This window comes from Sphingobacterium sp. UBA7855, from assembly GCA_002500745.1.
GTDB lineage: Bacteria > Bacteroidota > Bacteroidia > Sphingobacteriales > Sphingobacteriaceae > Sphingobacterium.
Window position 1 is genome coordinate 48,669 of the sequence record DLST01000010.1, and the last position, 22,007, is coordinate 70,675.

The 22,007-nt window shown below is 38.5% G+C and carries 17 protein-coding genes and 1 pseudogene; 12 read left to right on the forward strand and 6 right to left on the reverse strand.

What is annotated here, in order from left to right; genetic code table 11:
* Positions 1-605: 605 nt before the first annotated feature.
* The 3 genes from istA (at position 606) to B2107_RS06625 (ending at position 3,286) form a co-directional block, all read left to right on the forward strand.
* The gene (gene istA / locus B2107_RS06615) at positions 606-2,159 is read left to right on the forward strand and encodes an IS21 family transposase (RefSeq protein WP_088159865.1); all 1,554 of its coding nucleotides are present in this window, start codon (positions 606-608) and stop codon (positions 2,157-2,159) included.
* Positions 2,160-2,177: 18 nt separating this feature from the next.
* Complete coding sequence (gene istB, locus B2107_RS06620) at positions 2,178-2,915, forward strand: IS21-like element helper ATPase IstB (protein WP_293954250.1); 738 nt, start codon at positions 2,178-2,180, stop codon at positions 2,913-2,915.
* A gap of 128 nt (positions 2,916-3,043) precedes the next feature.
* Positions 3,044-3,286 carry a recombinase family protein gene (locus B2107_RS06625; protein ID WP_293954252.1) on the forward strand — a complete coding sequence of 81 codons (243 nt, stop codon included), beginning with the start codon at positions 3,044-3,046 and terminating at the stop codon, positions 3,284-3,286.
* A 104-nt stretch (positions 3,287-3,390) separates the two neighbouring features.
* Here B2107_RS06625 and B2107_RS21840 read toward each other — a convergent pair.
* Together B2107_RS21840 and B2107_RS06630 are read right to left on the reverse strand one after the other, a co-directional pair.
* Positions 3,391-3,519: pseudogene (locus B2107_RS21840) on the reverse strand (ATP-binding protein); the annotation flags it as partial.
* Between the two features lie 468 nt (positions 3,520-3,987).
* Positions 3,988-6,591, reverse strand: a complete 2,604-nt coding sequence (locus B2107_RS06630; RefSeq protein WP_293954254.1) for an NB-ARC domain-containing protein — start codon at positions 6,589-6,591, stop codon at positions 3,988-3,990.
* 781 nt (positions 6,592-7,372) lie between these two features.
* Between B2107_RS06630 and B2107_RS06635 the strand changes: the two genes are divergently transcribed.
* From B2107_RS06635 to B2107_RS06645, 3 genes are all read left to right on the forward strand, one after another.
* A complete protein-coding gene (locus tag B2107_RS06635) occupies positions 7,373-8,566 on the forward strand; it encodes an ImmA/IrrE family metallo-endopeptidase (RefSeq protein WP_293954256.1) in 1,194 nt (397 codons plus the stop codon).
* A gap of 11 nt (positions 8,567-8,577) precedes the next feature.
* Positions 8,578-9,132 (forward strand): hypothetical protein, encoded by a 555-nt coding sequence (locus B2107_RS06640; RefSeq protein ID WP_293954258.1) that lies wholly within the window; start codon positions 8,578-8,580, stop codon positions 9,130-9,132.
* Positions 9,133-9,639: 507 nt separating this feature from the next.
* Positions 9,640-10,509: a HEPN domain-containing protein gene (locus B2107_RS06645; protein WP_293954260.1), complete on the forward strand. Its 870-nt coding sequence runs from the start codon at positions 9,640-9,642 to the stop codon at positions 10,507-10,509.
* A gap of 2 nt (positions 10,510-10,511) precedes the next feature.
* On the opposite strand, the gene B2107_RS06650 is transcribed toward B2107_RS06645, so the two are convergent.
* Positions 10,512-10,739 carry a helix-turn-helix domain-containing protein gene (locus B2107_RS06650; RefSeq protein WP_293954262.1) on the reverse strand — a complete coding sequence of 76 codons (228 nt, stop codon included), beginning with the start codon at positions 10,737-10,739 and terminating at the stop codon, positions 10,512-10,514.
* 555 nt (positions 10,740-11,294) lie between these two features.
* Between B2107_RS06650 and B2107_RS06655 the strand changes: the two genes are divergently transcribed.
* From B2107_RS06655 to B2107_RS06670, 4 genes are read left to right on the forward strand one after another with little or no spacing between them, the layout of a single operon-like run.
* A complete protein-coding gene (locus B2107_RS06655; RefSeq protein ID WP_293954264.1) occupies positions 11,295-11,648 on the forward strand; it encodes a hypothetical protein in 354 nt (117 codons plus the stop codon).
* 4 nt (positions 11,649-11,652) lie between these two features.
* Positions 11,653-13,047: a TlpA family protein disulfide reductase gene (locus tag B2107_RS06660; RefSeq protein ID WP_293954266.1), complete on the forward strand. Its 1,395-nt coding sequence runs from the start codon at positions 11,653-11,655 to the stop codon at positions 13,045-13,047.
* Positions 13,048-13,053: 6 nt separating this feature from the next.
* The gene (locus B2107_RS06665) at positions 13,054-16,275 is read left to right on the forward strand and encodes a SusC/RagA family TonB-linked outer membrane protein (RefSeq protein WP_293954268.1); all 3,222 of its coding nucleotides are present in this window, start codon (positions 13,054-13,056) and stop codon (positions 16,273-16,275) included.
* A 42-nt stretch (positions 16,276-16,317) separates the two neighbouring features.
* The gene (locus tag B2107_RS06670) at positions 16,318-17,682 is read left to right on the forward strand and encodes a RagB/SusD family nutrient uptake outer membrane protein (protein ID WP_293954270.1); all 1,365 of its coding nucleotides are present in this window, start codon (positions 16,318-16,320) and stop codon (positions 17,680-17,682) included.
* A 59-nt stretch (positions 17,683-17,741) separates the two neighbouring features.
* Here B2107_RS06670 and B2107_RS06675 read toward each other — a convergent pair whose 3' ends face one another.
* The 3 genes from B2107_RS06675 to B2107_RS06685 all read right to left on the reverse strand — a co-directional run bounded on the left by B2107_RS06675 (position 17,742) and on the right by B2107_RS06685 (position 20,136).
* The gene (locus tag B2107_RS06675; protein ID WP_293939383.1) at positions 17,742-18,059 is read right to left on the reverse strand and encodes a hypothetical protein; all 318 of its coding nucleotides are present in this window, start codon (positions 18,057-18,059) and stop codon (positions 17,742-17,744) included.
* A gap of 186 nt (positions 18,060-18,245) precedes the next feature.
* Complete coding sequence (locus B2107_RS06680) at positions 18,246-19,121, reverse strand: hypothetical protein (protein ID WP_293954272.1); 876 nt, start codon at positions 19,119-19,121, stop codon at positions 18,246-18,248.
* Positions 19,122-19,146: 25 nt separating this feature from the next.
* The gene (locus B2107_RS06685; RefSeq protein WP_293954274.1) at positions 19,147-20,136 is read right to left on the reverse strand and encodes a helix-turn-helix domain-containing protein; all 990 of its coding nucleotides are present in this window, start codon (positions 20,134-20,136) and stop codon (positions 19,147-19,149) included.
* Positions 20,137-20,765: 629 nt separating this feature from the next.
* Between B2107_RS06685 and B2107_RS06690 the strand changes: the two genes are divergently transcribed.
* Both B2107_RS06690 and B2107_RS06695 read left to right on the forward strand, forming a co-directional pair.
* Complete coding sequence (locus tag B2107_RS06690) at positions 20,766-21,509, forward strand: LytR/AlgR family response regulator transcription factor (protein WP_293954276.1); 744 nt, start codon at positions 20,766-20,768, stop codon at positions 21,507-21,509.
* A 49-nt stretch (positions 21,510-21,558) separates the two neighbouring features.
* Positions 21,559-21,846, forward strand: a complete 288-nt coding sequence (locus B2107_RS06695) for a helix-turn-helix domain-containing protein (protein ID WP_293954278.1) — start codon at positions 21,559-21,561, stop codon at positions 21,844-21,846.
* Positions 21,847-22,007: the final 161 nt, after the last annotated feature.

Genomic DNA, 22,007 nt, shown 5'->3' on the forward strand with positions numbered 1-22,007 from the left:
CAAAGTGGTCAATTTGCCTCCGAATTGCATAGTCTCTATGACCGTAATCTCCACCTTGAAAGCATTATACAAAGGAACTGAAATAATTATATTTTTCATGGAATTCACTTTGTGGTAAGTTGGTTATGAGTTCCAAGTCTTCCTAAACTAATTTCTGTTCTTCTTCACTATAGTTTATGATACGGGTAAAAATGTTCCCAGTATGGATAATTGAATTTACAAATATAAATTTCTAGTTATTTGAGATAATATCGGCTAGATCTTGGAAAAGTTATTTTTTATTCCAGACATCACGCTCCTGTCTAAATATACCTTAATCCATAATTCCGTATTTATCATTTTTTGAATTTAAGAAAACTTTTAGAATAATTTTTCGAATAAAATTATGCAAATAATTGTTGCTTTTTATGTAATCTTGATAGAGTTGGATATTACGGTTTGATTTGTGCCAGTCATTTCGGTCGGATGGTGCCAGCTATTACGGTTCAAATGATGCCACTTTAGTGGTATAGTTTTAGTCCGTCCATCCGTATTTTTTACGGTTTGAATTGTGCCACTTTAAAAAGATCAAGAAAGAATTACCTTGTCGCTTTAAATACAGCGATATGGCCAACAAACTTGATCCGATGGACTTAAAACAAATACTCACATTACATCTGGACGGTTACAGTAACCGTAAAATAGGTTCCGTTCTCGGTATTTCCCGCAATACAGTCAATACCTATATGCAGCTATTTGCGGGCAGCGGCTACTCATTCAGAGAGCTTCTGGGCTTTGATACCGCTGTTTTATCCGAACTTTTTTCATCCCATACGACGCTGGACGCTACCCGCCACAATGAACTCATGCTTTACTTTGAGGGGGTCAACAAGGCCCGGAATCATCCCGGCTTTACCTTTCTGTATCATTATCAGCAATATGTTGAGCTAGCCGCAGAACCATATAGCTACACGCAGTTTCTCGAACATTACCGCCGTAAATATCCAAAAGAAAAGGGTTCAATGAAACTTCAGCATATTGCGGGCGAAGAAATGTTCGTGGACTTTGCCGGGAAGAAGCTGCAGATCATCGATAAACACACCGGAGAGGTTATCGCTGTGGAAGTATTTGTGGCCATACTACCGTGCAGCCAGTACACCTATATCCAGGCATGCAGGAGCCAGAAACGCGAAGATATGATATCCTGTTGCACAGCGGCGCTTCGTTTTTATGGTGGATCGCCCAAAGCGATAGTGTCCGACAATCTAAAGTCCGCCGTCAATAGATCGAGCAGATACGAAGCGGACATCAACCGTAGCTTCAAGGACTTTGCCCGCCATTATAACTGTGTCATCAACCCGACTCGTAGTTACGCTCCACAGGACAAAGCGCTGGTTGAGAATGCGGTGCATCTGGCCTATCAGCGTATCTATTACCCATTACGTGAAATGACTTTCTTCTCGCTGGAAGATCTCAATAGAGAAATTGCAGTACTACTGGAGCGTTATAACAATCTATTGTTCAAACGAAAAGAATCGAGCCGTATCGAGCTCTTCCAGAGTATTGAACGAGAATATCTCAAAGCCCTTCCCGCTGATCCATATGAACTGAAAGATTACAAAAGGGCCAAAGTACAGAAAATGGGTTACGTATACTTTTCTCCCGAGAAGTGTTATTATAGTGTTCCATACCGGTATATCGGAAAGGAAACAATGATCCATTACACCAGAAGTCGTATTGAGATCTTTTATAATCATGAAAGAATTGCGCTACACCCGCGCAATCTGACCAAAGGCAGCTACATCACCAACGCAGATCACCTGAGCAGCACACATAAGTTCTATTCGGAATGGAGCCCTGAGTTCTTTAGAAAAAAAGCGCTGCCACATGGGGAATATGTCCTGGCATGCATCGAAAAGATACTTGCTTCCAATGATTATCCCGAAATAAACTATAAACGCTCCCTTGGAATTATCCACCTGCACCGAGCCTATGGATCCGGGCGTCTGAACAATGCGTGTAAAAGAGCATTGGATACAGATAGCTGCTCCTATCTACGGATAAAGAATATCCTGAAAAACAATATGGACAGGCTGCTTTTATCTGTGAATGAGCTTGAGCCCCAAAAACCACATATACCTTTTCACAGCAATATACGCGGTGCTTCCGCATATGAATAATAAACAAAAATCAAGAACATGAACAATCAGACAGTTGAAAAACTACGCGACATGCGTTTAGGAGCTATGGCACAGTTACACCAGCAGTACGTTAAGGAAAACAGGCTCGAAGGTATGACCTGCGACGAATACCTCGCGTTACTTACTGACCATCAGTGGGAAGACCGGGAAAATAAAAAGATAGAGCGTTTGCTCAAGCAGGCAAACTTTAGGCATAATGCCAGTCTAGGTGATATAAACTACGCCAGTGAAAGAAATCTGGACAAAAATATGTTTGCGCGTCTGGGTACACTGGACTTTATGCTCCGAAAAGAAAACATTATTATCTGTGGTGCTTCTGGCACAGGAAAAAGCTACCTGTCACAGGCTCTCGGACATCAGGCATGTATTACAGGGGTAAAAACCTCATATACAGTAACTGCCAGACTGATCAAAAGGCTGAAATTGAGCAAAGTTGACGGAACATACCTTAAAGAACTGGAAAAACTAACGAAAACGGAACTGCTGATACTTGATGACTTTGGCTTACAGGCTTTTGATAGCCAAGATCGGGAAACACTGATGGATATTATTGATGATCGACATGGTAAAAGATCAACCATAATATCATCCCAAATACCTGTATCGGCCTGGTACGAGGTCATCGGCGGAGAGGGCACTATTGCGGATGCGATCTTGGACCGGATTGTAAACTCCTCACATCGGATAGACCTAAAAGGTGAATCGCTAAGAAAAGGAATATTAAAAAAGGAATAATCATAGCTTTTTTATATAATTGTATGATCTTTTAAGTGGCACGGTTTGACCGAAATCACTGGCATCATTACTCCGAAATACCCAAGAGTCAACTAGTTGTAAACAAGTTAAATGAATTCATTATTCATATGAAAACAGCCTATCTATACGTCCGTGTAAGCACAGACGAACAAAAGAAAAAGGGATACTCTTTGCCGGAACAAGAGGATAGATTACTGAAATACTGTGATTATAATCATATAAAAGTTCTAGGTGTTTACAGAGAAGATCATTCGGCAAAAGATTTTAATCGGCCAGAATGGAAAAAGTTGCTTGCAATAGTCAAGCAGAAGCCAAGAGAAGATAAGAACATACTCTTTATTAAATGGTGAATATTCCGACAAAAGTACACCACGGGTTCCGGACGAAAGTACACCAGATTTAGTGACCAATAACCCGAGCTATTTTACAACTGGATTGTATTAACTTTTCAAACTTAATGATTTTTTTTCTTTCTCAAAGACTTCCCCTGTAGCGAGAGTCTGTGTGCGGAAGCTGTCAATCTGTCCATTATCGCATCCGCAAGTGTTGGCTCATCAATAAAGTTGTACCATGCTTCAATCGGTAGCTTGGATGCCGAATCCTTAAGAAGAAATGGAACTCTGGAAAAACGGTAGGAGAGTGGTTACAAACCTCATTTTTTGCGTCATTGATAACCAAGGATTACAAAATTTTGTTAAAATTTTCGAACTCTAAATGAACATGCTTCAATAGCTTGGTTCATAGTTTTTTATGGGTATAAAAAAAGGAGCCACTTTCTATTAGCTGTCTCCCTACTTGGGTTACGAAAATTCAATAGAATTATTAGTTCCTGTATTACAATTTATTAAGAAGATAAAAACAGGCAAATAGAATTATATGCGATTTTCCCAGTTGATTCTATTTGCCGTTTTTTTATCTAAATCTTAAAGTTATGGGGAGCGTAACTTATTTATTATCAATATATTTGTTGTTGGTCTCTTTGATGCGTTAAATATGAAAACTCCGTGTATTTTATTTGCACACATAGAGCAAACGCCTCACAGGTTGGATACTAAATTGATTTATACTCTACCAATTTTTCGAGAATCTTTCTACAATATGGACTATTACGATCTAGTTCTAAACCTTTCTCGGCTATTTTTATAGCTTCTGTTTCCTGATTATTATTTAATAATAGCCAAGCAAGGCGAGAATAATCGGTAGCTTCACCTTCGTGGATTCTTTTCTTCATCGTTTCTATCACTTTATCTAGTAAAAGCTTTTTGTATTCGATATCTTTTGCTTCGGGATGGTTATAAAAGTAATTATTTATACGATTACACGCATCGCTGATGTAATGAAATTCAATATTAGGCAAAAGTACAAGCTCAGATAATGCATGACTTTCGCCTTCCCAGTCTTCCTCTATTTTGCAAACGTTTGCTAATCGATGCCAGATTTTAGCCTTCTCAGTTGTTGGTAAGGCTGTTTTTAGATACTCTCGAAGATAGTATTTGACCGATTCATAATCGTTATACTCTTCAAAGATGTCTGCTATAGAGATATGTGCTCTGGCATATTTTGATGCAATATATTCAAGTGTTGACAACTCCTTTTTAAAATCTTCAACAGAATCAATTCTTTTAGCTACTTCAATAAATTTGCGATCAATTTTGGGAGTTAGACCGTTGCTAATTGTGCTTTGAGACGTCGCGCCAAACTCCATTAAAAGCTTTCTGTCATCGAATATTTTGATCTTTTCAGGATATACCTCCAATTCATTTTTACCAAAAATAGTTGCCGCCAAAGGTACATTAATCATTGCCTCATCACTGTCTTCATTTAACAGTTCTATAAAGGAGCTTCGCAAAAGCTCGTCTATGCCTCCTTGGACATCTATTTTCTCGTTTTCTGGTCGCCAAAGTACAGCTTCGACCGCAATTTTCGGTATTAAAGTGTTCCAACTGCATAATGTTAAAAACACACGTTTTGCAGCTGGAGATAGAGTGTTAAAAGTTCGTTTGAATAGTGCAGTTAATATTTTATCTTGATCAGCTACTATTCTATTAATTTTCCCAATTTTCTTGGTTTTCGCTACTTCACCTAAAAGAATCTTAATAATGTAAGGGTGTCCGTCCGATTCTATAATCAAATTCTCTATATATTCTTCTGATAGTAAATTGTTTATTTCTAGTTTGTCAGAAACTATTTTGATTAGTTCTCTACACTCATAGTCATTCATTCCATGGATTTCAATGGGATAATCTGCTTTGAAATTTCTACTAATTCTAGAAGTTATTAAACACTTATTAGGATTTCTTATATATGTATTGATCCACTCAAAAACTTCAACAGGATTTGTTACAGTTTCGAAATTATCGAAAATATATAATGTGCTTCCGATACTATTCTTTGTTAATTCCTTCGAAAAAAAATCAAGAGAATTTGCTATTCTTTCATTTGGATAAGCGAGTTTGCAATATTCATCTGCGATATCTTTCTGATTCAATACTTTTGTTTGAACTTGTTTAGGTCCTTCAATAAGAAGATCAATATCTCTAGAACTAAACCAAATAATTAAATCATATCTGCCGAGACTTTCTTTTAAAGCCAATGCTCTTACAACATTTAAAGCTAAAGATGTCTTTCCAATACCGCCCCTTCCTAAAAGGGTGACAATAGGAAATCGATCCTTTTCTCCTAATACTTTTAATAGTTCATCCTCAAGTGATTCACGTTTGACATATTCGTCACTTGACCTAGGCAAATTTGTAAATGTATCTCCTAGTACTTCAAGCTCATTTTTTCCTTCTGTATGACTACTTGGTAATTCCGTAATTGGTATGAGATATTCTTTTGCATCGCTTTTCTGCCTTTCGTCAGTAAAGTAGGATATAGATTCGTAATTTTCATTTTTTAAATTTCCATTAGTATAAAAAAAATCTGAGAGCCCCGCGTCGGAGAACATCAACTCTATTTTCCTAGGCTTATCTAAGAAACAATATATTCCATTTTCAAAGTGATGATGGTTTTCCGATTTTAGAAAATTGAATTCTTCTGCTTTGTTGCTAATAGAAGATATTCTATATTTTCCCGAATAATTTCTATGAAGATAAGCCCACGGTCGTTTAAATGTGGTAAGATTCTGTACTATGAGATCAATAGAAAGTTCTAAAAGGGGAGCGGCGGCAGTGCACGGTTCTATTGTTGTAGCCCCGTGTCCCTTTGTTTTATTACGCAGGTATACAAACATACCGAACCAATTCCTCAATGGAGATTTTAAAGGAATTTCATCATGAGGAATTTTAAAAATCTCTAGTACCCGGTGTAAGTTTTTAATAGCTTGATATTGCCAATCATCTCCACTTGATCTTTGCATTAGTTCTTTAAGTTCGAAGTCTCTTATCTCCGAACAAAGCAGTTGAGCCGGAGGTCCAGTTAAAACGTCATCTATTGACCGAGCATATTCTCCAATAGAACTGCCTCTAACTAAAGAATAATATTGTCGATATCGAGTTCGCTCATTATCTTCATTTATAGCAGATACTAAGTATAAACTAATAGTTTTTGTTAAGCATTCCCCATATAGGAGTAGATCATAAAAATATGCTAAATCAGAATCTGATTTGGAAGACTCTAAACGACTCAACATTTGGTCAAAGGGTTTAAAATTCATTAGATTATTTTGTGGTTTTTATAATTAGTTTGCGGATTGAGAGAAACGTATCTCAATCTAAAAAAATGACTCGTCTTCGCCTATTGTAAAAGTAACATTTAAGAATTTATTAATCAAGTATATTATCGGGAATAAATACCTTATTAGTGAAAAAAAGTAAAATTTTATGTAAATTTAAATTATCACTTGTTATTTTTATCTTAACTAGAATTGAAAATAGAATTACGGTAATACGGATAATTTTTAACATTGGCTGAGAAATTTCAAACTCATTTTTATTTGTTTTTTATGGTTTTGCTTAAATTGGTCAATTCGCCTCGGAATCGCATGGCCTCAATGATTGTAATCTCCAATATTGGCTAAAAATGGAACTCATGTAAATGAGAAAGATGATTGTTAGTATTTAGATTTTTTATATTTAATGTCTAAATCTACAGCAAAGATCCATGTAGCTTGTATGCCGAATCCTTAAGGAGATATCGAACTCAGGAAAAATGGTAGGAGAGTGGCTACAAACCTCATTTTTTGCGTCATCGATAACCAAAGACTAAATATTTTTGTTAAAATTTTCGAACTCTAAATGAACGTGCTTTAATAGATTGGTTCATAGTTTTTTATGGGTATAAAAAAAGGAGACACTTTCTGTTAAGTGTCTCCTTAAGTGGACCTGGAGAGATTCGAACTCTCCGACTATAAAATTCTTTTATTAGAGGGTATTTACCCTTTATTTTTATTTTATATAGAAAATTTACTGTATATTTGAGGGTAAATACTTTCAGAAATGAAAAATATAGATGTAGATAAACTCCTTCAAGATATATTCAATGATGATGTATCATTTGATTTGAAATCACGCTTTGACGAAAAGATAGAGGAATACGGGATCACAAAGACAAAAGCACTTAAATTATTGAGTATAGACAAGGATGTATTTGAGGATATTATTAGCGGTACAGCCAAACAGCCAAATCTTATTCATGTTGTCAAAATAGCGGAGTTCTTGGAAGTCGGCGTGGACGACTTTATCCAGATGGTCCTTAAGAATCAGAATACGGAAAATATCACCTCAATAGATCGTGCGCGTAAAGTGAGATTTTTAATGAAAAACTTTGATGTGAAGACGCTTACTAAAGAAGGTTTCTTTGAGAACATTGATGACGTTGATCTACTAGTGGAACGAGTATTACATTATTTTGGTTATGATTCCATTAGGTCGTTTGAAGACGAACTGGTAACACCTTTGTATAGTAGGACTAAACGTAAGTTCTCAGATAAGATGAAAGACTTTTGGGTACGTTCTGCTTATCAAACATTCAAGCTGATAAACAATCCTAATGAATACGATCGTGAACGGCTTAAGGACGTTGTCGTTAATATGAAACCGTATTCACAAGATGTTAAGAATGGTCTTTATACAGTATGTAGAGCTTTATACAATATTGGAGTTACTGTAATATTTCAAAATTATTTGACAACGACTCATGTTAGAGGTGCTACTTTTATCATCAATAATAAACCTTGTATAGTTTTAACAGATAATCTGAAAAAATATCCTACCATCTGGTTTACACTACTACATGAGTTGCATCATGTTTTGTTCGATTATGATGCAATCAATACCAATAGTTACCACTTATCTGACGATGAAGATCTGTTTTTAATTGAAGAAAAGGCAAATACTTTTGCTCGGGATTATTTTTTGCCTAAGGCAGATTTTGATTATATCAAGACCTATATCAAAAATGCGTATGTTGTAGAGCGGTTTGCTAAAGACAAGGAGATCCATCCGTCGTTGGTATATTCATTTTATACGTGGTACCAAAAGGAACTTTATGATAAAAATTACCATGCTGCCTTTAAAGAGTTTTATCCCGATTATAAAGTTGCGGTTGCTCGGCTGAATCCAATTGCTTGGAAAGAGGACAGTGTACGAGTAACGAGTGAAAAAATAAAAGCTGTATTTGAAATCAATTAATATACTATTTTATGGAAGATAATAACAAAAAGAAAGTACAACAGGACGAAATTGTCAGTAAAGCAGATTTAGAGCGTCTAGAATTATTGCAGCGTGCCCATGAGAAAAAGGGGAAGCAATTAACTATTGATGGTCAATCCGGAAGCTTAAGGGAAATTGACGAACTCCGAGAGTTGGTTGGTAAACAATTAGAGAATCCTGAGGAAAAATATAATATTTATTACGGAGGTATTCGGAAATTGTTAATGGATCATCTGCCAAAAGGAGAGGAAGCCAAGGAACTGCGTAGTATTATCTATGATGAAAAGAATATCTTCTTAAATCTTGGTAAACGCAAATGTGATGGCGGAGGAGTACGTGGCTCTGATGGCCGCATGACTTTTCAGCCAGTTATGAACGAGATCTTAGATATCATTATAAAATGGGTAGGTAGTTCGCAAAATCCTTTTAAACTTTATCGTGATTTCTATATGCTCAACGAAAGACATGAATATCAACACGAAGAGTATGATGATACTACTGCGAGCGTGGCAAATGCGATGTTAGTTTTAGGTGATAACGTGTGATAGGAACTAATTTTCGGACGAGTATGTCGTTAAAGGAACAATATATCCCTATGTCCCCAATTAAGATATATTAGTGGTATCATAGGTGCAAAAAGGATGATGAATTTGAGATTTAATATGATTGATAATAATACCCTGATGTATAAAAATAAGTCAGTACTTAAGGCAATGCCAAACATGACTGGAAAACCAAACACATTTTACAAGTGTAACCTAATTTTCGGGATATCTTTGTTTCTTTTAACAATTACGGTTAGAACGAATGTAATCTATGATACTGTAGAAAATGTTAGTGTAGCATCCGCTATTATAACATTATGGAATTGGTTCATGCTCTTAAGTTTAGCTATTGCAGCTCTTCAGACTTTGGCACTTTCTTATAAGAATGGTGGGATTCAATACGTGTTTTTAAACATACTACTAGTGATCTGTTTGATTATTACGCTTATAGGTATGTTCCTTATTCCATCAGGAGCAATATTGTCATAATTTTCGTAAATTTACCCTATGAACCAACTGTCTCATTTACCCCAACACAAACAAGACGAATTAGCTGAAATCGTCGGAATTATCTGTGATATAACTAATCCGGCTAAGGTAATTTTGTTTGGAAGTCACGCCACTGGCAAGTGGGTAGAGGATGAGTATATCGATAAAGGAACAACCTATACCTATATTAGTGATTATGATATTTTGGTGGTTCTATCTGACAAGGAAAAAGGTGAGGAAGTTGAGGTTGCGAGTAAGATTGATAATCGTACAGGGAAGTTTAAAAATGAGGTAAGTGCGATTGTACATTCAATTTCTTATATCAATAGCGGTTTAGAAAGGGGGCAATACTTCTTTAGCGATATTGTCGAAGAAGGGATAACGCTCTATGATAGCGGAGAGTATTCTTTTGTCGAAAGTAAGCCTTTGACTAATGAACAGCTAAAGGAACTTGCTATTGAGGATTTCAATAAATGGGTTAAAAGTGGTTCAAGATTTTTGGAAGCCACTAAACTGCTGTATGATGATTTTTCTAAAAGGAATTTACCTTTGAACGAAGTGATGTTTAATCTTAACCAATCAGCAGAAAGATTTTATAGTGGCGTTTTATTAGTATACACCGGATATAAGCCTAAAACCCACCGTATTAAAGCTTATCGTAAATATGCTAAGCATGTCTCAGAAGATCTTTATCGAGTCTTTAGATATCCACCCACTGACGGTGAAGAAAATAGATTGTTTAAAATCTTAAACGATGCTTATATAGATGCCCGTTATAAAGACGATTATTATATTGCACCAAGCGATCTAAAAAAATTAATTAGTAAAGTTGAGAAATTAGAAGCTGTTGTCACTGACCTTTGCGAAGGCAGAATCAATTCCTTATAAGGCTATTTAAAATTACAGAGATCGTCAATCTTCACTTCCAAAGCTTTCGAGATTTGATGAATAATATAGATAGATGGCGTGACTCGGCCATTCTCGATCCTACTTATTGCTTGATAATCTTTAAAGCCAATTAACGCGGCTAATTGAGGTTGAGTTAATTCCTTATCTTGTCTTAATTCCTGAATCCGCGCACCTAGCTGTTTTCTGAATTTTATTTCCTTATCATCCATGTAAGCTAATGAATGGATAAAAAGAAATATTTTAATAAACATATTTGTTTAGTCTTAACTCTTTTTATATCTTTGTATAGTCATTCATTGGTACCAGCGTGAGAAACTGAAAACCCAATATGAATGAGAATTATAAACTTAAAAAAATACAAAAAATTCGTAGAGAGGGCCTCCCTCCTTTATATAAGGATATGGTCGCGTAGTTTCTCACGCTCAACCATTGAGCAGGGGAGGTTCCCTTTCTATTCATCATATGCTGGGAGTATAGTATTTAAGGATCAATTGATTCTTAAAATTTGCCCTCCGGAATAGTTTTTAAATAATTATTCCTTTTCGAATTCAGGTTCGGAGAGGAATAAATCAGTCTACAAAAAGTCTGAACTTCTTAAACTGATGCGGTATCGTTTTTATTAATCTCCGTGTAATTGTTTTATAACCGCATTTGAGACGCCATTTTATTTACCTCGTGTGACTTTTTTCAAAGGGACCATCATATGCGTTAATTTAACGCAATGGAATCATTTTGCTTAAAGTTATGCCCTAAAAACTTAAAAAATGAAACCCAAATGCAATTTCATTCTTGCCTTAGAAAGAACGCTTTATGACGTTCATCAATCTGATTACTACCCGCTAAAAGATATTGAAGCTTTTTGGAAGCAATATCCAATTGGTATGATCAAAGACGATCTTATTGAACTCCAGTCAAAAGTAAATTCAGAACAACTTTCTGCATTCTCACTAGACTTATTGAAAGCTCTTGTTGCTTATCTGTCAGCACATTTAAGCAATTTGGATTTGACTCCACTATCTCTTTCAGAAGTTTTCGAAACTAGCAAAGAAGAGCTAAAGGCATCCGAGGAAATCTCCGATTTCTTTAATCGCGTATCCCAATCCAATACCAATTCCTAAAATAATGAAAAAATTAACAATGCATTTAATTCGCTTTTTAAAGCCATTGAAGAATACAACAATGCTTCTGACATGCATTGCAGTATTTCATATGTTTAGTTTATCAGCTCAGACGCCCCGCAAGGACAGCGGGGCTGATGGGCTTCTTATCAGTCCGCTCAAAGTAGGGGATATCATTCCAGAAGAACTTTGGGATCTTTCATTAAAGGCTACTAACCATCCGGATGCTAAAACCAACATCTTCCTTCAAGATTACCAGCTTAAAAAATTAATTATTTTGGACTTCTGGGCCACCTGGTGCGGCCCTTGCATCAAAGGACTCAATCAGCTCGATAGTATCAAGGCAACCTTATCCAATGAGTCTATCGAATTTATAACTGTCTCAAATGAAGATGAAAAAAAGGTATTGAAAAAAATGACTGATAACCAGTGGAGATTCTTTTCTGTATATGGCGATAACAAGCTCTCTCGGTACTTCCCACATCAGGTATTGCCTCACTTGGTCTGGATCAGGGACGGGAAAGTAATGGCGATTACCGGGCATGAATATTACGATATCGCTTATTTTAAGAAAGCTTTGGCAAAGCCACTAAACCTGACGGAAAAAGTTGTCCCATTGATCTTTGATGCCAACAAATCTGCTTATGAAAATCTGGTAGAGTTTTCCACCGATAAATACCTTCATCGAAGTGTCCTGACTGAATACATCGAGGGCTTATCGGACAATCTTGTCCAACAAACGGATAGTACCCACCTCTACACAAATATGTCTCTGGCCACGCTTTTAGTACAGGCAAATCAGCCTGAAATTCCGATGGCAGGGCATTTAGGCCGCCTGATATTTAACTGCGCCGACTCAGTGAAAGATCGCATACTGATGCCTGCTAAAAGTTTAAATAAGATGGAACGTGCCATTTGGCTACGTGAAAATGGATATTGCTATGCCATAGAAAAGAGATCAAATAAGGGGACGGAATCTATAAAAAGGCAGATGATTGACGATATCAATGGGCTTCTAATGGATAAATGGAACGTCAAAGCTATGGTAAAGCCGACAAAAGTACCTGTATGGGCACTGAAAAGGATTGCCAAGGTGAATAAACTAAAATATCTAGGTAATGACAAGCCCAAAATATGGGATGATAATACACTTATATATTATAGAAATGTGGAGATCGCTGACCTGATATCCAATTTAAATTACATCAATCCTGATCTGGGTATTCCCATAGTCGATAATACTCAAATAGATTTCCCGATAGATGTGCAGATGACCGTCGATCGGGATCTAGCACGCAATCTGAAAGCGCTAAATTCAGATTTGGCCAGCTATGGATTGAAACTCGTACGTAGTCAGGCTACCTTAAATATGCTTGTATTTGAAAATTTAAAAAGATAGTATTTTATGAAAACTATAATTTGCATACTGTGTATGCTGCTGATAAACTTTGGTCGCAGCTATGCACAGTCAAAACATCAAATTCGGATACTTTCTGAAACTGATCATAGGCCTATTGCGCATGCCACAATGGATCTTTTGAATGCTAAGACTTCTTTAAAGGCTGATGAAAATGGTGCCATCACGCTGACACTAAAAGATTCCTTGCATGTCATTGTTCGCTCAATGGGTTTCAGATCAAAAACGCTTTGGCTATCATCAGCGATTAATACGATCCATTTAACTGAAAATAATACCATGCTCGACGAGGTGACTGTGAATACGGGGTATCAGTCTTTTCGAAAAAGTAAGGTGCCCGGTTCTTTTGTGGTTATCGATAGTGCATTGCTGAACCGAGCTATCGGCACTGATGTCATCGCAAGGTTGGAGGGTGTCACATCGGGGCTTCTATTTGACCGAAGAATGGATAATATCCCCGTATCCCAGCCGACATCACTTGTCGCGAACGGTAAACCTCTAAACCTCAATGTGAGGGGACTGAGTACAATTGAATCGGATATGGCTCCGCTGATTGTACTCGACAATTTTCCTTATGAAGGGGACCTAGCCAGTATCAATCCCAATGATGTGGAGAGCATTACAGTTCTGAAGGATGCTTCGGCGTCGGCCATTTGGGGTGCAAGAGCTGGAAATGGGGTTATTGTCATCACAACGAAAAAAGGACGTTATAATCAAGGGAATGCTATTTCCTTTTCGGCCAATCTCTCTTATAGCCCCAAGCCCGACCTGTTTAAAAATCAGAATTATTTGGCATCACGCTCGTTTATTGATGTGGAGCGGTTGCTATTTGATCAGGGTTTTTATAATACGGCACCGTCCAACCTCAATGCGCTAAGCCCTGTGGTTGAATATCTGCAACAGGCAAAGGACAAGGGCATAGATCCGAATGAAGTAGCTGCACAATTGGATAAATGGGCTGAATTGGATGTACGCAATGATTATGAGAAATATTTCTATCGTAACCGGATCAATCAACAGTATAGCCTTGGGATGAATGGTGGTACGGAGAGATTTAAGTATGTGGTATCGGGTGGCTTTGATAAAAACTTGGCTGATGTCCGTGGAAGTGGCTATCAACGGATCACCCTGCGGGCAATGAATAACATCAAGTTGACCAAGGATTTGGAGTTTTCTACAGAAATAAATTTGATAAAGAGCCTCTCGGATAACAATGGCTTGGAATATGGCGCAATACAGCAGGTTACAGGCAAACAATTATATCCTTATGCGCAGTTTGCCGATAGGGACGGGAATGCCCTGCCGATCATCAAAAACTATAGGCCCTTTGTCACCGAAAATGCGCTAAACGAGGGTTTGCTGGACTGGGCGTACCGTCCACTGGATGAATTAAATCTGGTGAAAAATCAACTAGAAAATAACGCCATCAGATGGAATGCGGGGCTGCGGTATCGGATCTTTGCGCCATTGTCACTCGATCTCAATTATCAGTACCAAAAGCTGGATGATAATGGGCGGATAGATTATGACAAGGATAGCTATTATGTCCGTAACTATGTCAATACCTATACGCAGGCAGATGGTACCCGGATCTATCCCAACGGAAACGAGCTTCGGGATACGTATGACCGTACGGTTTCGCATGCTTATCGGGCTCAGCTTAATTATAGCCAAAAGTGGAATGATCATGCCCTGACAGCGATAACGGGTCTGGATGTGAGACAGTCCCGTATGACCCGTAGTTTTTCAACCTTGTATGGGTTTGATCCGGATGTGGTCAGTTCGGTTACGCGACTGGATTTTGTTAACCGATACCCTACACGCCCGCGGGGTACAACAAGCCTGCTGCCTGCACCGCCCTCCGGAATGTTGGATTATCTGGACCGCTTTGTCTCTTATTACGCAAATGCGACCTATTCTTACCTTGATCGCTACACGCTTAATGCCAGTATCCGTAAAGACGAGTCAAACTTGTTTGGTGTCTCGACCAATCAGCGTGGAGTTCCCTTATGGTCGGTGGGAGGGCTATGGGAGATCGATAAGGAGCATTTTTATCGTCTTTCCTGGTTGCCTTCACTTCGCCTGCGTGCATCTTATGGTGAAAGTGGCAATGTCAATAAATCGGTATCGACCTTTACGACCGTGTCTTATGCCAATAATTCAACTACGGGATTATTACAAGGCACGATATCAAGCCCGGCAAATCCTTCGCTGCGCTGGGAAAAGGTGAAACAGACGAATCTAGGGCTTGATGTTTCGTTTCTTGAAAATAGGGTCAGTCTAAATGTTGATTACTACCAAAAGAAGTCTTCCGATCTGATCGGGCAGGTGGCCATAGATCCTACATTAGGCTATTTTATGGGCAGCAATCCGGCCATGAAAACCAACTATGCCGCAATGGAAACAAAGGGGGCGGATATTAAATTGAATACACGTAATCTCACAGGTAGAGTTAAATGGAATTCGGAACTGCTCCTATCTTTTGTACGCGATAAAGTCACGGATTTCAAAACAACAAATACCAATCTTGCTACTTATTTTACAACTTATAGCCCCCCGATTTTGGGCAGGCCACGCTATGGTCTATACAGTTTTGCATGGGAAGGATTGGAGCCGAGCACGGGTGACCCGCTAGTGAACTATAACAATACGATTGGTAAGGAATATACAGCCTATATAAATTCGTTAGGCTTGGATGATCTTATTTACCATGGCCCACAGAGCGCTCCGGTGTTCGGGAGCTTGAGAAATAGTTTTTCTTATGATCAATTTTCCTTTAGTTTCAATCTGACATTTAAGATGGGTTATTACTTCCGCAGGAATTCAATCAATTATTACAACCTTTTTTACAATGGAGCCGGTCATCAGGATTATGAGAAAAGATGGCAGCAGCCTGGTGATGAACTAATCAGCCAAATCCCTTCTTTTCCCAAGCAGTTCAATGATATCAATCGTGCGCTAATCTTTGAACGGTCGCCCGAGCTGGTCGAAAAAGGTGATCATATACGGCTGCAGGATATACAATTGGGCTATGATTTTAGCGGTAAACAATTAAATCGGTTTGGTATTCGCTCATTGCGCTTCAATATGTACTGCGCCAATTTGGGAATCTTATGGCGTAAAAATAAACAGGGTCTAGATCCTGATTATCCGACCACGGTCATTCTTGCCCGACCAAGTTATTCTTTTGGACTGCAGGCAAATTTTTAATAAACCCAAATAGATGTTTTATAATAAAATAAATAGATAAACATGAAATTTCTAACAACCATATGCTTTCTGGTGATAGCTAGTCTCTTTTTATTACTATCCTGCAAGAAAGATTTTCTAGATGCGAAGTACGATAAACGGAAAAATGTACCCTCGACCGTGAAAGATTATCAGGCGCTATTGGATAACGCATCGGTATTAAATGCGGGGCAACCGATTATGGGGGAATATGCAGGTGATGATTATGAAATACTTTTTCCACGTTGGCAGAATCTCACGAACCTCTATAAGTATACCTATATTTGGTCCGATGAATTGGAGGTCATAAATGACGAATTTGTGGACTGGACAGAGGGATTCCGTAAGATATATATTGCCAATGTAGTACTGGATGGCCTGTCGTCTTTAAATCAGAACAAGGTAAACGTAGCTGAGCGTAATGATTTTGATAATGCCAAAGGCGGAGCTTTATTCTACCGCGGATCGTGCTACTACCAGCTGGCGCAGGAGTTTTGCAAGCAATACGAGCCACAATTGGCTGAAGCCGATCTCGGTCTGCCGATTAGATTGACTTCGGATCTGAATATCCATGTAGATCGATGTACATTGTCGGCTACTTACAAGCAGATGCTTGACGATTTGCAGACAGCGGCTGTATTGTTGCCGGCTACTGTCTCGGTAAAAACCCGGCCATCTAAAGCCGCAGTGTATGCGATGCTTGCCAAAGTGTATCTACAAATGGGAGATTACGCTAATAGCTTTAAATACGCAGATTTATGTCTTAATTTGCAGCATGAATTACAGGATTTAAATGAATTAAACTTGACGGCAAGTTTTCCATTTGCCATGTTTAACAAGGAGGTGATTTTTCACGCTACGCTCTATTCCTCCGCAGGGATGACGCAAAGTAATGCGCTCGTCTCGGAAGAATTGTATCAACAGTACGAAAATGATGACCTACGGAAGATTGCTTATTTTAAGACTTCTGGCGATAGATATACGTTTAAAGGGTCATTTGCTGGAAGCGCCATACTTTTTGGAGGTATCACTACTGCTGAGCTGTTTTTAATCCGTGCCGAATCTAATGTGAGGCTTAAAAATATTGCTGCTGGAAAAGCGGATCTGCTTAATGTATTAACGAATCGGTATCGAAATAATAATATTGTACTCGGTTTAGATAATCAACAACAGTTATTGGCGAAGATTAAAGAGGAACGAAGGAAGGAATTAGTATTCAGAGGAATCCGATGGAGTGACATCAGAAGGTATAACATCTTTGATAAAGATAATATCAAAATCATTCGTAATTTGAATGGACAGGCGTTTGAATTGAAGCCTATGGATAAACGTTTTGTTTTTCCATTTCCGAAAGCAGCGATTGATTTTGGCGGATATGAAAATAACTAAACTAAAAAATCAGCCTAGTAAATTTACTAGGCTGAATTGCAGATATTCGTTATAAAATCTTATTGTTCATCTTTATAACGTTTGTTACTATTATCTGCATCATTTGGGGATGAGATTTCCGGATTGCCCATGCCATCTACTTGTTCGTCCGTAAGCCCAACAGCACAAAGTGTCGTAGGAATTGTGCTTGTACATTGAAGCTGTGGTAATCCATCTTCACCAGTAGGAATGGCAGAACCAAAGTTTCCGGATGGAGTCACCTCGAACCAATGAAGGTCAGCAAGTTTGTTGGTTTCTTCCTTTTTTAAGCCTGCTGACATTAACACTAAAGCAATCGCTCCTGCGGTAGCGCCTCCTCCCAGAAGAGACAATACCATTTTTTTAATTTTTTTCATACATCGTATGTTTAGTTTGGTTTGTAAATATTTGCCTCCAATTCATCGTATCGGTAGCAGTAAAGTTTTTTTGCTTGAAAAACTTTACAACACTAAATTACTACCTGATCTCACCCTCGCGTTAGGCCAAACTTGATTGATCGATAGGCCAAGTTTGATAAGGGCAATTTATAGATAGCCTTGATATTCGGTCAATAAATAAGGATATCCCTTTGGAAATTCACCATAGGTATGGAGGTAGGCGAGCACGATGGCGCACACTTCGCGCAGGTTAAACATTTCGATGATGGTCGGTAGGTCGAGCGGATCAATCGTCGAGCTATCGTAGGTACGGAGTATAGCATTGATATCTGCTTTAACCGATTCACGCCGCTGCTCTTTTTCATGGGAGTCGAGGTTACTGAATAATAGTTCTTGATATACGTTTTGAAGATCGACAACTTGTAAAATCTCATTGTGCCAATAATCGAGCTGAAAGCCATGTTTTAGCAAAATCCGAAATAATACCTCCAGACAATAGTGCAGTTCCATCGCCTCCATGTAGGGCGGCGAAAAGGTAAATACCATCAAATTCGCCCAGTTTTTATCAATTTCTCCATTCTCATGCGCCAATTGGATCACCAGATCTTCCATTGTCATTTCATCGAAATAATACATGTCGCCGTCATGATTTCGATAGAGGTTACTGACAAAAGTGATTTCAGTGAGCATGCAGGAAATTAAGTAAAATAGCTCTAAGTAATCGTAGCCAATCGGTGGAAAGCAGATGTATAAATAATCATCAAGGCTTAATTTTTCTTCGGGCTGATCCACATGCGCGCTAACATCAGAGGAGGGGTCTGTCTCCCATACACTTGCGCTATCACTTTCCAGATAACAGTCATAAAATAGCTGCCGGCTGTCCATGAGTTCCTGATGAAAGCTGCTTTCCTCCCAACCGCCAGGCGCCAACAGGCTCATCAGCTGCGGCAAAGCATCGTAAGCGTCTTGAAGGATGGCATGGGTAGTATTAACATCCAGTGTTTTTCTTTCTATAAAATTCATAAGAAAGTCGATTTAGTTTGATTTTTTATCGCGTATTTTGTTCGAGTTTTTGTTTAAACAGAGCGCTCGTCAAACCGGTCATCTTTTTAATAAATCGGTTCATTTCGCTCGGGCCACTAAATCCGACTTCATGAGCAGTAGTGCCCAGCTTATCGTGCTCCACAATAAGCTGCTCAATATAATCGAGAAGCAGCAGGTTGCGGTAGTCCTTCATACGGATACCGTAAAATTTGTGGAATTCGCGGCTGAGCTGTTGCGCGTCTGTCAGAAACACTGCAGCTACTTCTTTGATCAGCGCTTGAGCACCGCGCTGCAGGATCATAATATCCAGTAGCTGTCGGCAACGCACTGCAAGATGATTGTTTATGTCAGTGTCACCCAGAAGCTTGAACCGGCTTAGATCGATCAGAAAAATCAGATGTTTGAGGAGAATATGCTCGTTGTTGAGCGTATTGGGGTTGAGTATGCTGAAGAGGATACACAGGTATTTGACAGTAATGGGGCCCACACGAAAACCCACACTTTTGAGCGAAGTTGTTGACCCCTCTTTTTTTGCCTGAACCAGGTGTTTGAGAAATGAAAATTGTTGAATGGCCGGCGGCCTGAACATACCGGCATCCACAACAAAGCCAACCAGTATATGATGGCCAGTAGGTAAATGTAAACGATAATGGCCTGCCGCAACGTAAAAATAAGTCCCCTGAGAGGGAGACAGCTCGAAACGGAATGCCTGATCCAGCCTTTCCCCACAAATCTGCACCTCGTCCAATAGCGGATAGATGACATGAAGATCGTGCATGTAAACCTCAATCGTCAGATCGGTCGACTCGTTGATCCAGTACTCGTATGCGTAGAGATAGGCATATCGGCCGTCAAAAGTTTGTTCGCTGATCTGATTGTGTATGGATCGCCAATGCCTCTCCTTGGCATGGCGAATGGGGTAACTTAATGGATGTGGAGGATCATCAACGCGCTTATATTCTTTACTGAATACAATTTTGAAGGTTTTTTTCATCTACTAACAACTAGTTATTATATGATTTTATGAAGATCTACTGTAAAGACCAAATAAAATGGTACATAACGGTATTTTTCATGCAAATAACCAAAGTGTAGGGTAGATGACATTTTCAGATTGCACCTGACAGATTTATGCTGTCGTTGTCTTGCAGTTGACCATTTGTACTGTATGTACATTTTTTTTTGAAATCATTTTTCTTTGACGACATCTTTGTTGCCATTGGATCCAATAGAGAGTTTTAAAATTTCTGGCCGGGGAAGGTACAGCCCAAGGCCAGAAAATGGTTCAACAAACGATACGATGAAATGGAGTCAACATGTGATTAAATGTGAAGAGGTATAGATATGCAGCCCTATACCGAATGGGGAGTGTGCTTTTGCGAAAGAAATCACTCCCTTAATTAACCCAATTGATGTCGGCTATGTGAAGGACATACGTAACCGAAAAAAACATGGTATTTTCAGCGGCAATCCTGTAATTTTCTGTTTGTCGTAATTTCACCTTCCTGTTTTGAGTCTCAATTAATAATATTTTTGTTTATATTGAAATTAAATAAATATTTTAGGTAAATTTATTTTTCTAAACCTTTTTAAATTATAAAACCTTTGTTTTAATGAAATCGCATGGATAAGTTAAATTATAGACTATTGATCGTTGATGATAATCCAGACTCGTTGGTGTATATTTTAATGTCATTGAAGGAACTTCCTTTTATCAATGACGACATAAAAATTGTTCAAAAGCCCATAGAAGCCCTCAACTACCTAAAAGAAAATGAGGTCGATGTGTTGATGCTAGGTATGGATCTTGGCGATAAGGAGATTGATGGGATCAAATTGGCCAGTTTGATCCCCAATCCTCCTGTCATGGTTGCCTGTTCAGCACATACAGATTATGTATTTAAGGCAAATGAGGCTGGTTTTTACACCTATTTCAGTAAAAAGATCAGTTTCAATGTATTGAAGGCCAAAATGGAAGATGTGGTCGAAAAGGTGGATAAGAAATTGCAGGAACAAAGTAGAGAAGTGAAAAGTTTAACGATGAAAGATCTCAATAACGATACGATTCAAATAGACGTTGACCAGATTTTTTATGCGCAAGTAGACAACGATATAATCGATATTTATTTGGAAAAAGATAAGTATCAAGTTAAAGGAAGCTTAGGAGGACTGCAGGCTAACCTTCCAGCAGCCATGTTTGCCCGCCCCCGGATAAATACCTTGGTCAATCTTTCCAAAATTGACCTCTTGCGTTCAGGTGAACTTCATTTTGTCAAACCAAGAAATGGTTTCCCTATTACGGTGACCCGCTCTTATAAAGATAATTTTCGGCATCAATATGAAGTCTATAGACAGAATAATAAATAAAAACCGGTAGGGCTGCGCCATTTCATGGCATCAATCAATGCAATAATTTATGTTACAATTGAATGAAATCGTACAATTGCTGCGAGAAATTAACGACAAGCTGTCCTGCACAGCCTACCAAATCATGCCAAATGAAGGAACGCAGATAGGCTGGAATGTGGACGAACTGATGACTCGTATGGCTGTGGTATCACGCCTCGGGATCTCCGAACGTACGTACAACCGCTGGGTAAAATCGGGAGTACTCAAACCCATTTGCCTGGGCAACAAGCATTATTACCGCGAACAGGACCTCCAGGATGCGATTAAGCGAAGCATAAATCGAGGTATGATCTAACATTGTTTTCTAAGGCTGATCTTTGGGAAAAGATTGGCCTTTTTATTTCGAGTGCACGAAGTGAACCAAGCTAGTCGCTGCTTCCTCTTTGGGATTACGTTGGGATTAGACCGCCCCTCGGTTGCCTATTCTATGGTATTTCTCTGTTATCTGTTTGCTTA